This is a genomic window from Agrobacterium tumefaciens, assembly GCF_009649785.1.
GTDB classification, from domain to species: Bacteria; Pseudomonadota; Alphaproteobacteria; order Rhizobiales; family Rhizobiaceae; genus Agrobacterium; species Agrobacterium tumefaciens.
In genome coordinates, this window is record NZ_WJOK01000017.1 from 13,821 (window position 1) to 26,326 (window position 12,506).

A 12,506-nucleotide genomic window follows, 5' to 3' on the forward strand; every position below is an offset into this window, starting at 1 on the left:
GAGAATAACATGCGTATTTTCGTAGCAACCATTATGGCTTCGACCATTGCAGCCGCCGGTTTCTCGGCTGCTCACGCCGCTGACGCCGTAAACGACGTGCCGCAGGCACCGGTAGCCTACGACCAGCCCGCTCCGGTCAAGAACTGGACCGGCGCTTACCTCGGTGGTACCGCCAACTACGATTGGGGCCGTTTCAGCTCCAGCAACGACGGCCGTGACGCCAAGGGCGCCGGCGGCGGCATCTACGGCGGTTACAACATGCAGAACGGCCAGATCGTTTACGGTGCCGAAGCAGACGTTAACCTCGGCCGCGAGCGCGGTTCCGCTGGTACGGTTGGTGGCAACGCCGTCGAAGGCAAGCAGGGCGTCAACGGCTCGCTGCGTGCTCGCGTCGGTTACGACATGAACCCGTTCCTGCTGTACGGTACGGCTGGTCTCGCAGCCTCCGACAACAAGGTACGTGACGCGACCTCCAAGGACAGCGCAACCGCCCTCGGCTACACCGTTGGTGCCGGCGTTGAAGCCATGGTTACGGACAACATCACTGCCCGTCTGGAATATCGTTACAGCGACTACCAGAAGAAGGACTACAGCCTGGACTCCGGCGCGTTCTCGCGCGGCTTCGACGACCACTCCGTCAAGGCCGGTATCGGCGTCAAGTTCTGATCCTTCAAGGATCGGTAAAGAAAAGCCGGGGTTTACGCCCCGGCTTTTTCGTTTTTGCCATCAGTTACAGCATCCATGCCCGGCGATCAGGCCAGGCATGGCGCTCACATTGGCGTCAGGCGGCAGCCCTCATGTCCTTATAGGCTTCGAAACGCTTGCCGAATGTTTCCGGCCATTGCGCCAGCGCCTCGTGCCCTTCGGCCCATTCACCTGCAAAACGCAGATCGAGATAACCGATCAACGCCGCAAGGGCGAAATGTCCGCCATGCAGCTTCTTACCGGTTTTCGGCAGGTTGGCGTTGAGATGATCCAGACCCTTCACCGCCTTTTTCCACTGCTTGTCGATCCATGGCTGGTGAACTCTGTCCTCCGGGCGGGAACGGCGCTCGTAAACGATGGCCAGCAGGCAATCCATGATGCCGTCGCAGAGCGCTTCCAGAATTTCCGCTTCGGTGCGCTTGCCGTTCTTTTTCGGGTAGAGCTTGCCGCCCGAAAGGCGGTCTAGATAGTGCATGATCGCGACGCTGTCATAGACCGAGCCGCCATCGTCTAGAAGCAGGACCGGAATTTTGCCGAGCGGATTGTTGTCAACCAGCGTCGCGGGCTCGGCATTGGTGTCGACGGCGACGTTGGTAATGTCGATGCCGAGATGGCGGGCGGCCATGCGCACCTTGGCGGAGTAGGGAGAAGTGACGGAATAAAGCAGTTCCATAGTCGGGTCCTGACATATGTTGATGTGTGGGTATTAGCGAATGGGGACGATTTCGGTAGCGCTGACGCGGCAGCCCTTGCGGTCAAGCTCAGGGCAATCGCGGAATGTCATGTCCTTGTTGAGGCAGATACGGACTTCCTCAAGGCGTTTTCCGTCGCAGCTGATCGAGACGCCGCGTTTCGACATGCCGGGGTTGGCGTCGGTGAAGGCGGTTTCGATGGCGTCGGCGGAAAGAGAGGCGCCTTTAGCGCCCGAGGCAATCGTCTCCGGCAGCTTGACCGCCTCGAAGGCGGTTCGTGTTGCCGAAAAATAATCTTTCTGCGAAAGGCCGGAGCAGGCGCCGTGCTTGCGCCACTGGTGGCCGATCAAGCCCATGGAGGGCATGATGTCGAACATCGTGCGGCCGATTGCGTCGGGCACACGGTCCGGCTCGCTGCTCGTGCAGAATTCGGGGTATCCGGTTTCGTTTTGCGGCCAGAGCCCGTGCACGACGAAACCGTACCGCCTGTTGCTGCCGCATTGCTGGCGATTGCCGGAACCTTCGGAGCTGGCGCAGAACGCCGGCGACCAGGAGAGCGAAAGCACATAAAAATCGAAGCCTGTTCCGGCGGGCACAGGGTTTTTGCCCGTGTCTCGTCGGGCAATTTCCGGCTGGGATGTTTCGGGCCTGGAAGTGCCGGCGGGCTGCGTTTGGGATTGGGTCTGCCGGTTGGTTGCAGAACCGGTCGGGGCCGGATTTTCCCGCGAAAACCAAAGGGCCGCAAGCGACAGAAGACCGAGGGCGATGAAACCGGCATAACGCTTCATTTCGTGCACGTTCTCCGGAAAATGGACGACCTCGTATCGCCCGCAGACGACAAAGCGGTCTTACATAAATTTGTGAACGAGGCAAACGGGCAAAAAGGTTGAAAGCTTCGCCGCATAACGAATAGAGTCGAACGAATCTTCTGCGGAGTGCGGAAATCGGGTTGGGGTGAAGCTGGGGGAAATAGGCGGGCATGACCGCATGACATTGAAGAAATACATCTGGCCCGTCATTGGTCTGGCAACGATCGGTTTTTCGGCCTGGCTGCTCTATCACGAGCTGCGCGGTCTTTCACTCGATGATCTATGGGAAAGCCTCACGGCCATTCGCGCGCGGGACTGGGTGTGCTCCGGCCTGTCGACGCTTGTCGCCTATGCCGCCCTTGCCGGTTACGACCGCATCGCTCTCCAGCATCTCGGCCGGAAGGTAAACTGGTTCTTCATCACGCTCACCTCCTTCACCACCTACGCGCTTTCCCACAATGTCGGGGCATCCGTGTTTTCCGGTGCCGTCGTCCGATACCGGGCCTATACTTCCAAGGGGTTGAGCGCTGCCGAAGTCGGCATTCTCGTCGGCCTTTGTTCCTTCACCTTCATCATCGGAACGATCATGCTCATCGGACTGGTGCTGGTCTATGAACCGGACATTACCGAGCGCTTTACCGGCATCCTGCCCGTGGAAGCGTCAACGACAACCGGCGTCCTGCTGCTCGCCATCGTCGCACTTTATGTGCTCGGCAGTCTTTTGAAGCTGCGGCCGCTGAAAATCGGTTCGTTTTTTCTGCCATATCCCGTGCCGAAACTGGTGGCGCAACAGCTGGTCATCGGTCCGATCGAACTGATCGGAGCTGCAGGCATCATCTATTTCGCGCTGCCGGAAGCCGGAAATCCCGGTTTCATGGTCATTCTCGGGATTTTCCTGATTTCCTTTTCCGCGGCGCTCATCTCGCACGCGCCGGGCGGGCTTGGCGTGCTGGAGCTGGTGTTCGTCACCGGCCTGCCTGATATGAACCCGGCTGACGTGATTGCGGCGCTGCTGGTGTTCCGGCTGTTCTACCTCATCATCCCGTTCGTCATGGCGCTGTTCGTGATCCTGTTCTTTGAGCGATCGCAGCTTGCACAGGCGCGGAAGGGGTTAGGGTAAGCTCTCAATCCTCTTCCGGCTTTTCCTCGCCGCGCAGCCAGAAGGCGCGGTGCGAGGCGTATCTGTCCTGCGCCATCACCGTCTTCAGGAATGGCAGCAGCGTGTGCAGCTCATCCTTCAGCGTGTAGGGCGGGTTGACGACGATGAGGCCTGAGCCGCTCAAGCCTTCCAGCCGGTCGCTTTTCACGGAAAGTTCCGCGCACAGCATCTTCGGAATATCGAAGGATTGCAGCCGCTCGTGGAAATCCTTGATCGGTGCGCCTTTTTTGAGCGGATACCACAGGCAATAGGTGCCGGTGGAGAAACGCCGATATGCCTTGTTCAACCCATCCGCCAGCCGCTGATATTCATTTTCAAGCTCGAAAGGCGGATCGACGAGGATGAGGCCGCGTTTTTCCTTCGGCGGCAGATGCGCGCCAAGCGACAGCCAGCCATCGAGCTCCGTCACCCGAACTTGATAATCTCCCTCGAACAGACGCGCCAGCGCGCGTGCGTCGTCCGGGTGCAGTTCCATGGCCGAAAGCCGGTCCTGCGGGCGGAACAGCATGCGCGCGAGCTTTGGCGAGCCGGGGTAGAACTGCATGCCGCCTTCGGGGTTGAGTTCCCTGACGGTGGAAAGATAGGGTTCCAGCAATTCGGCGACAGGGGCCGGCAGATCGGCGTCCATCAGCTTGCCGATGCCGGTCTGCCACTCGCCTGTCTTCTGCGCCTCTTCCGATGACAGGTCGTAGAGGCCGATGCCGGCATGAGTATCCAGCACCCGAAACGCCTTGTCCTTGTTCTGCAGGTAACGGACGAGACGGGCGAGAACGGCGTGTTTGAGAACATCCGCGAAATTGCCGGCGTGGTAGATGTGGCGATAGTTCATGGGATGTGTCTCGCTTCCCGATGGGGATGATGAATATTCTTGATGGACGTCACTTCGGCCTTTTTGCCGCGTCGCTGATGCAATATAGAAAAGACATGAACCTTGCGACCCCGATTTCCGCTAAAAACGCCACCCCGAAAGCCGAAAGTGCCATGCGCATCGGCCACACAGTCTGTCCGCACGACTGTCCGAGCGCCTGCGCGCTGGAAGTGGACATCACTGCCGATGGCCGCATCGGCCGCGTTCGCGGCGCCAATGCCAATACATACACTGCCGGCGTCATCTGCGCCAAGGTGGCGCGTTACTCCGAGCGTATCTATCATCCCGGCCGTCTTTTGACCCCGAAGCGCCGCAAGGGTGCGAAGGGTGCCGGCGACTGGCAGGAGATATCCTGGGAAGCGGCATTGGACGAGGTTGCCGACGCCTTCGTCAAAGCTGAGGCAAAGCACGGCGCCGAAGCCATCTGGCCTTATTTCTATGCCGGAACCATGGGACAGGTTCAGCGCGATTCCATCGAGCGCCTGCGTCACGCCAAGAAATATTCCGGCTTTTTCGGATCGATCTGCACCAACATGGCCTGGACGGGTTACGTGATGGGTACAGGCGCGCTGCGCGGGCCCGATCCGCGCGAAATCGGCAAGGCCGATGTCGTCGTCATCTGGGGCACGAATGCTGTCGCCACGCAGGTCAACGTCATGACCCATGCGGTAAAAGCCCGCAAGGAACGTGGCGCGAAGATCGTCGTCGTCGATATCTATGACAATCCGACCATGAAACAGGCCGATATGCGCATCGTCCTGCGTCCCGGCACCGATGCGGCGCTTGCCTGCGCCATCATGCACATTGCCTTCCGCGATGGTTATGCCGACCGCGATTACATGGCGCGCTTCGCTGACGATCCGGCGGGACTTGAAGAGCATCTGAAATCGAAGACGCCGCAATGGGCGTCCGAAATCACCGGTCTTTCCGTGGAGGAAATCGAGGATTTCGCAAGGCTCGTGGGCACGACGAAAAAGACGTTCTTCCGGCTCGGTTATGGTTTCGCCCGCCAGCGCAACGGCGCGGTCGCCATGCATGCCGCCCTTTCGATCGCCACCGTTCTTGGCTCCTGGCAATATGAAGGCGGCGGCGCCTTCCACAATAACGGCGATATCTTCCGGCTCAACAAGGCGGAACTGATGGGCACAGCCTATGCCGACCCCAACGTGCGCCAGCTCGACCAGTCGCAGATCGGCCGCGTGCTGACGGGGGATGCGGAAGCGCTGCGACATGGTGGCCCGGTGACGGCGCTGCTCATCCAGAACACCAACCCCGTCAATGTCGCACCCGAGCAGCGGCTGGTGAAACAGGGTTTCCTGCGCGACGATCTTTTTGTTGCCGTGCATGAGCAATTCATGACGGAGACGGCCGAGTTGGCCGATATCGTGCTGCCGGCCACCATGTTCCTTGAACATGACGACATCTACCGCGCCGGTGGCCAGAACCACATTCTGCTTGGCCCCAAGCTGGTGGAGCCGCCGGAAACCGTGCGCACCAATCTCTTCGTCATCGAAGAACTGGCGAAACGTCTTGGTATTGACCATATGCCGGGCTTCGGTCTTTCAGCCCGCGACCATGTCGATCATATGCTGAAAGTCAGCGGCTGGGGCGATTTCGATACGTTGGCGGAAGAAAAATGGATCGATGCGCAGCCCTCTTTCGAGGTGGCGCATTATCTCGAGGGCTTTGGTTATGGTGACGGAAAATTCCGTTTCAGCCCCGAATGGGCGACAGGGCCGTCTCCAAACAAACCGCCGAAAAACATCGGCGTGATGGGACCGGTTGCGCAATTTCCGAAATTCCCGGATCAGGTAGATGTCATCGAAACCGCCGACGGAGAGCATCCTTTCCGACTGGCGACATCGCCAGCGCGCAACTTCCTCAACTCCACCTTCGCGGAAACGAAAACCTCCGTGCAGAAGGAAGGCCGTCCGGAAGTGATGATCTGTTTTGAGGACGCCACCCGCAACGGTATAGCCGATGGCGACATCGTGCGTATCGGCAATGGCCGCGGCGAAGTGCGCCTCCATGCGAAAATCGTGGAGGGTGCGAGGCCCGGCGTTCTGGTTGCCGAAGGGTTGTGGCCCAACAAGGCGCATCTGGACGGCGAGGGTATCAATGTTCTGACGGGCGCCGATGCCGTCGCCCCCTATGGCGGCGCGGCTTTCCACGACAATAAGGTGTGGCTCCACCGCGACGAGGAAGCCTGAAAGGCTTGATATTGCACCGCAACAGGGCCAAGCTGAACACTTCCGCGACAGGCAAGGGAATATCCGGTGACACAGACGCAAGCGAAAAACGCTCCGGCCGACACTGATTCCGGCAGGGTCCGGCTGGTGGAAAAGGAAACGGTGTGGAAGGGCTTCGTGCATATGCAGAAGCTCATTTTCGACCAGCGCATGCCGGATGGCAGGACGATGCGCATCGTGCGGGAAGTGCATGACCATGGCAGCGCCGCCGCCATCCTTCTATACGATGCCAAACGCGACAGCGTGGTGATGGTGCGCCAGTTCCGCCCTGCCGTCTTCGTGAACGGCGATCCAAGCTTCATGATCGAAGTGCCAGCGGGGCTCCTCGATGACGACAACGCCGCCGACGCCATTCGCCGTGAGGCGATGGAAGAATCTGGCTACGCGGTGGAAAAGGTCGAATACCTGTTCGACATGTATGCCAGCCCGGGAACGCTCACCGAAAAAGTCAGCCTCTTCGTCGCCCGCATCGATCTCGACGTGCAGGCTGGCAGCGGCGGTGGTCTGGAAACCGAAGGCGAGGATCTGGAGGTTCTGACCTACGGCCTCGACGAAGCCTTCGCGATGATCGCGTCCGGCGAAATCACCGATTCCAAGACGATTATTCTGTTGCAGTGGGCGATGTTGAATCGGGACAGAATTTCACGCTGAGTGCTGTCCGGAAAACGGCTTCAAGCTGGTCCGTGCACGCGCGGCTTTCGAGAAGGGTGGCGATTATCTCGGTGCGGAATGGTGGCATTTCCAGTGGGAAGTTGGCCTCGTTCCCGGCGTGTCGACCTTCGGTGCCAAATTGCAGAAGATCTATCCCAAGTCCGCTCTCGTTAATTCGCCGCCCTGGGCTTATCGCGATTATGTCTGGCAGCAGGACTGGTTTTAATGCCTGAGGGTGGGCACGTAGATGATTAATTGAAGCCGCGTCCTTTTCAAAGGCGCGGCTATTTTTGGGAGGCAGAAGACTACCTTCGAAATCAAAACCGGCCCTTGACGCCGGCCCCCACGAAGATCGACTGCAAGCTGCCGCCGCCGGCATTCTTTTCCGATGACGGGCCTCCGGCTCCTGAACCGCTATAGTGGGTGTCTCCACGCCCGAGGCTGGTATAGTCATACGCGCCGTCGAGATAGATCGAAGCATTTTCGGTGAGGTCATAGGCAACACCTGCCTTCACCCCGAACATGCCCGCAACATCGAATTTATCGGTGAAGCGCATGTCGCGGAGATGATGGTCGTCGGTTGTCTTACCATAGACCATCGCGCCGCCTTCGAGGCCGGCATTCAGGGACCAGTTGCCGAACCTCTGGCCGCCGGCCAGATTGCCGTAGAAAACCGGGATCTGCTGACGGTAGGTGATGCCTTTGACGTCATCATTGAATCTTACACTCAGGTCCCGTGGTGAGAAAAGGCTGTAGACGCCTTTGCCGCCATAGGCAGACCATTGCACATCCGTGTAACGGAAGCCGACACCGGCACTGAGATATTGCTGCGGATCGTCCAGCAACATGCGATTGAGTTCGAAGCTTCCCGAAAAATAATGATCAAGCCGCGTATCGTCATGTTGGGAGCGGTGACTCCAGTTGTTTTTAGAGCTGTCCCTGGAAAAAGGCGCTATCCAATCGTAATCGGTCATGTAGCCATCGCCTTCGAAGCCGACGCGGCCTTCCGCCTTCACACGCCAGCCGGGTGCAAGCTCAAGCCCGAGAGAGCCGCGCAGCGCCATGGCGTTTTTCGTTTCCCATTCGAGCTCGCTCAGCTTTCTGCCGCCGATATGAACGGTTTCCGTCGCGCGGAGATTAAGAACACCGGCATCGAGCGAAGCGGTGATGCCGCTTTGCTCGGCGGCGAGCGGCAGGCTCGTACCTACCAGTAAAACGGCCGAAAGCGGCAGGGAAAACCTCGAAAATAGCATAATCGCTCCTGAATGACCGGAGGGCTCCAAAATGCGGGGCCGTTGCGGGCATTAAAGGTGATTATGGTAAACGTTCGGTTTATTTTAGAGGAAATACCACTTTAAGTATCTTTGTACTTTAGTGAAATATTTATCAGTAAACAGAAATCAGGCTGGGATACTCGGATTTACTTGCGTCGCCGCTGGAGACAGTTTTGCCGCCTTCCATCCGCACCTTGCCTTCTGCTAGCTGCTTGAGGGCCAGCGGATAGAGCTGATGCTCGACAGTGAGTATCCGCGCCGCCAGCGTCTCGGCCGTGTCGTCGGAAAGAACCGGCACCGCGCCCTGCGCGATCGTCGGGCCTTCGTCCATGCCTTCGGTTACAAAATGTACGGTGCAGCCGGAAATCTTCATGCCGCTGTCGATGGCGCGCTGGTGGGTGTGCAGGCCGGGGAAAAGCGGAAGCAGGGAAGGGTGGATATTGATGATGCGGCCTTCATAGGGGGCGATGAAATCCCCGGAGATCAGCCGCATGTAACCGGCAAGACAGATGATATCAGGCGCAATCTCGCCAAGTGCGGCCAGAATGGCGCCCTCATGCTCGGCTTTGCTGGCATAGGTCTTGCGCTCGAAAACGAGCGTGGGAATACCGAACGCCTGTGCCTTTTCCAGCCCGCCTGCCGACGCCTTGTCTGAAATTACACAGGCGATCTCGGCCGGAAAATCCGTCTCCTGACAGGCCTTGGCAAGCGACACCATGTTGGAGCCGCTGCCGGAAATGAAAACGACGACACGTGCGCGGCCAGATCGAGAGGCGGCGCTCATCATAGGCTGAGGGCGCCCTTGTAGATCGTGCCGTGCGCACCCTCTTCGCGGGCGACCATGCGGCCGAGCGGGAACACGGTCTCGCCTTCCGCCGTCAGAGCATCGGTGACCTTGGCGGCATTTTCAGCCGAAACGACCACGATCATGCCGACACCACAGTTGAACGTGCGCAGCATTTCTTTGGCTTCAACGCCACCGGTTTTTGCAAGCCACGAGAACACAGCCGGAACCTCGATCGCGTCGAGATCGATCTCGGCGGCGAGATGCTTGGGCAGAACGCGCGGAATATTTTCCGGGAAGCCGCCGCCGGTAATATGCGCCAGCGCCTTCAGCGCGCCGGTCTCGCGGATTGCCTTCAAAAGCGGCTTTACATAGATGCGCGTCGGCGTCAGCAGCGCTTCGCCAAGCTTCTTGCCATCTGCGAAGGGTGCCGGGGCGTCCCAGTCAAGACCGGAGATCGAAACGATCTTGCGCACCAGCGAAAAACCGTTGGAATGAACGCCGGAGGACGAAAGTCCAAGAATGACGTCGCCTTCGGAAATATCGCCGGCGGGCAGAAGCTGGCCACGTTCGGCAGCACCTACGGCAAAGCCCGCGAGATCGTAGTCGCCATCGGAATACATACCGGGCATTTCAGCGGTTTCACCACCGATCAGCGCACAGCCGGATTCGCGGCAGCCGGCAGCAATGCCGGAAACGATGGCAGCGCCCTGATCCGGGTCGAGCTTGCCGGTCGCGAAATAGTCGAGGAAGAACAGCGGTTCTGCGCCCTGCACGACGAGATCGTTGACGCACATGGCAACGAGATCGATGCCGACGGTGTCATGGAAATTCGCGTCGATGGCGATCTTCAACTTGGTGCCGACGCCGTCATTGGCGGCCACCAGAACCGGATCGTTAAAGCCTGCGGCCTTCAGATCGAACAGGCCGCCGAAGCCGCCGATTTCGCCATCCGCGCCGGGACGCCGCGTCGAGCGCACCGCCGGTTTGATCTTTTCGACCATCAGGTTGCCGGCGTCGATATCCACACCTGCGTCACTATAGGTAAGACCGTTCTTGCCCGACTGGCTCATCGCTCTCGTCTCCGCTGGTTCCTTTGGCGTCGCCATTCGCACGGGACGGGGCCTGATGCAAGGGTTTGAGTGGCAAAAGCTCCGGTTTTTAACGGCTTTGCGATGGTTTGACGTTTTGTGTGCCTCGGGCCTCTCGACGGCGATATGCGCAGCGCAGACTTGAAAACCCGTCGTTGTTGCACAGACCTGGTAACTGCCGTGTCTATCGCTACCGGGCCACCGGCCTTGACCATGTGCATATGCGCATCCTATCTCCATCATGGGCAATGACGGCACGGCGACAAGAGGATGAACGGATGCAACCCCATGTGAGCGGTACGAGCCTGCGCCGGCAGGTTTTTTTCTGGATAGGCGTGCTTGCCGTCTTTATCTTTTTCCTGATGGTCTTCAGCTCCATCCTCCTGCCTTTCGTGGCGGGCATGGCACTTGCGTATTTTCTCGATCCGGTTGCCGACTGGCTGGAGCGCCGAGGCCTGAGCCGGTTGATGGCCACCGTCGTTATCCTCGTCTCCTTCGTGCTGATTTTCGCGCTGTCGCTCATCATCATCATTCCGCTGATTGCCGCCCAGGCATCCGAATTCATCACGCGCATCCCGCAATATGTCTCGTCCCTGCAGCAGTTGATCGCCGGTGCGGACGCCAATCTGCTGCCTGACTGGGTGAGCAACCAGATCAATGCAGTGAAGGAGAATTTTTCCAAGCTGCTGACCGAAGGCGCGGGCTTCATCGGCACCCTGCTGACGCAGATCTGGAATTCCGGTAAATCGCTGGTCGATGTCATGTCGCTGCTGGTCGTCACACCCGTCGTCGCCTTCTACCTGCTGCTCGACTGGGACCGGATGATCGACAAGGTCGATAGCTGGATACCGCGCGACTACGTGCATACGGTCCGCCAGATCGCCCGCGACATGGACAGGACGATTGCCGGCTTCGTGCGCGGGCAGGGGTCGCTCTGCCTCATCCTTGGTGTTTATTACGCTGTCGGCCTGTCGTTGGTGGGCCTGAATTTCGGCCTGCTGATCGGCCTTTTCTCCGGCCTTATCAGCTTCATTCCCTATATTGGTTCGATGGTCGGCCTCATCCTTGCCGTCGGCGTCGCCATCGTGCAGTTCTGGCCTGATTATATCTATGTATTTCTGACACTTGCCGTGTTCTTTTCCGGCCAGTTCATCGAAGGCAACATCCTGCAGCCGAAGCTCGTCGGCAGCAGCGTCGGCCTGCATCCGGTATGGCTGATGTTCGCATTGTTCGCCTTCGGTGCGCTTTTCGGTTTCGTCGGCCTTCTGGTCGCCGTGCCGGCGGCGGCAGCCGTTGGCGTGCTTGTCCGCTTTGCATTGTCGCGATATCTTGAAAGCGATCTTTACCATGGACACGCCGCCAACCTTCCCTGGGAAGAACAGGAAACGTCCTCCGGCAAGGTTGACTCTCAGGGCTAACGATGACTGACCAAATCAAAAACGACAACGCCCGGTCGAAGGCCGAGCAGCTGCCGCTCGCATTCTCACACCAGTCCGCTTCTGGAAGGGACGATCTTCTCGTGTCCGACTCGCTCAAGGCTGCCGTCAGCCTTGTGGATGAATGGCCGAACTGGCCTTCGCCCGTGGTGGTGCTGGCCGGGCCTCCGGGTTCGGGAAAATCGCATCTCGCCAATATCTGGAAAAATATCAGCAGCGCGCAGGATATTCACCCGCAAGCCGGTGTTGGCGCTGCGCGCCTTGCCGAAACCGGACCGGTTCTGTTTGAGGATGCCGATCGCCGCGGTTTTGACGACACCGAACTTTTCCATGTCATCAACAGCGTGCGCCAGCACGGCACCACGCTTTTGATGACCAGCCGGCAATGGCCGGCCGCATGGCCGGTGACCTTGCCGGACCTGCGCTCACGCCTGAAAGCCGTGACTGTGGTGGAGACGGGCGAGCCCGACGAGGGTCTTCTGGCACAGGTTCTGGTGAAACTCTTCGCCGACCGGCAGCTTTATATGGATGACAAACTCATAGGCTACATCGTCAACAGAATGGAGCGTTCACTCGATACGGCGCAGACGATTGTGGACCGTATCGACAGGCTGGCGCTCTCGCGTGGAACAAGGATAACCCGTCCCTTGGCGGCGGAAGTCCTCAACGCGATGGGCGAAGGGACAAGGGGTAGCGGGCTGGAGGTCGATTGACTGTCACAGTTCCGTCGTCAAACTGTTATACGGGCAAGAGGGACGATCGCGGGATGCAGCAGGATCACGGGACGG

Annotated in this window: 12 protein-coding genes; 6 read left to right on the top strand and 6 right to left on the bottom strand. The window is 59.1% G+C overall.

Annotated elements, in window-relative coordinates:
• Positions 1-9 precede the first annotated feature (9 nt).
• Entirely contained in the window at positions 10-666 is a 657-nt protein-coding gene (locus GH784_RS17970) for an outer membrane protein (protein WP_003512439.1), read from the top strand.
• A gap of 115 nt (positions 667-781) precedes the next feature.
• On the opposite strand, the gene GH784_RS17975 is transcribed toward GH784_RS17970, so the two are convergent.
• Complete coding sequence (locus GH784_RS17975) at positions 782-1,378, bottom strand: glutathione S-transferase (protein ID WP_003512441.1); 597 nt, start codon at positions 1,376-1,378, stop codon at positions 782-784.
• Positions 1,379-1,411: 33 nt separating this feature from the next.
• The gene (locus GH784_RS17980) at positions 1,412-2,185 is read right to left on the bottom strand and encodes a ribonuclease T2 family protein (protein ID WP_065704772.1); all 774 of its coding nucleotides are present in this window, start codon (positions 2,183-2,185) and stop codon (positions 1,412-1,414) included.
• A gap of 199 nt (positions 2,186-2,384) precedes the next feature.
• Between GH784_RS17980 and GH784_RS17985 the strand changes: the two genes are divergently transcribed.
• Positions 2,385-3,326: a lysylphosphatidylglycerol synthase domain-containing protein gene (locus GH784_RS17985; RefSeq protein ID WP_065704770.1), complete on the top strand. Its 942-nt coding sequence runs from the start codon at positions 2,385-2,387 to the stop codon at positions 3,324-3,326.
• Positions 3,327-3,330: 4 nt separating this feature from the next.
• Here the strand turns inward: GH784_RS17985 and GH784_RS17990 are convergent, their stop codons facing one another.
• The gene (locus tag GH784_RS17990; RefSeq protein WP_003512446.1) at positions 3,331-4,194 is read right to left on the bottom strand and encodes a 23S rRNA (adenine(2030)-N(6))-methyltransferase RlmJ; all 864 of its coding nucleotides are present in this window, start codon (positions 4,192-4,194) and stop codon (positions 3,331-3,333) included.
• A 29-nt stretch (positions 4,195-4,223) separates the two neighbouring features.
• On the opposite strand from GH784_RS17990, the gene GH784_RS17995 reads away from it, so the two are divergent.
• Together GH784_RS17995 and GH784_RS18000 are read left to right on the top strand one after the other, a co-directional pair.
• A complete protein-coding gene (locus GH784_RS17995; RefSeq protein ID WP_065704985.1) occupies positions 4,224-6,443 on the top strand; it encodes a molybdopterin-containing oxidoreductase family protein in 2,220 nt (739 codons plus the stop codon).
• A 66-nt stretch (positions 6,444-6,509) separates the two neighbouring features.
• A complete protein-coding gene (locus tag GH784_RS18000) occupies positions 6,510-7,133 on the top strand; it encodes an NUDIX domain-containing protein (protein ID WP_065704768.1) in 624 nt (207 codons plus the stop codon).
• A gap of 317 nt (positions 7,134-7,450) precedes the next feature.
• Here GH784_RS18000 and GH784_RS18005 read toward each other — a convergent pair whose 3' ends face one another.
• The 3 genes from GH784_RS18005 to purM all read right to left on the bottom strand — a co-directional run bounded on the left by GH784_RS18005 (position 7,451) and on the right by purM (position 10,264).
• Complete coding sequence (locus tag GH784_RS18005) at positions 7,451-8,386, bottom strand: omptin family outer membrane protease (protein ID WP_065704766.1); 936 nt, start codon at positions 8,384-8,386, stop codon at positions 7,451-7,453.
• A 133-nt stretch (positions 8,387-8,519) separates the two neighbouring features.
• Positions 8,520-9,194, bottom strand: a complete 675-nt coding sequence (gene purN, locus GH784_RS18010; protein WP_065704765.1) for a phosphoribosylglycinamide formyltransferase — start codon at positions 9,192-9,194, stop codon at positions 8,520-8,522.
• Positions 9,191-10,264, bottom strand: coding sequence for a phosphoribosylformylglycinamidine cyclo-ligase (gene purM / locus GH784_RS18015; protein WP_003512456.1), 1,074 nt, complete (start codon positions 10,262-10,264; stop codon positions 9,191-9,193). Before purM ends, purN begins: the two co-directional genes overlap by 4 nt.
• A gap of 296 nt (positions 10,265-10,560) precedes the next feature.
• Between purM and GH784_RS18020 the strand changes: the two genes are divergently transcribed.
• Complete coding sequence (locus GH784_RS18020) at positions 10,561-11,700, top strand: AI-2E family transporter (protein WP_003512458.1); 1,140 nt, start codon at positions 10,561-10,563, stop codon at positions 11,698-11,700.
• A gap of 2 nt (positions 11,701-11,702) precedes the next feature.
• Positions 11,703-12,431, top strand: coding sequence for a DnaA regulatory inactivator HdaA (gene hdaA / locus GH784_RS18025; RefSeq protein WP_013635869.1), 729 nt, complete (start codon positions 11,703-11,705; stop codon positions 12,429-12,431).
• The last annotated feature ends 75 nt before the right edge of the window (positions 12,432-12,506 follow it).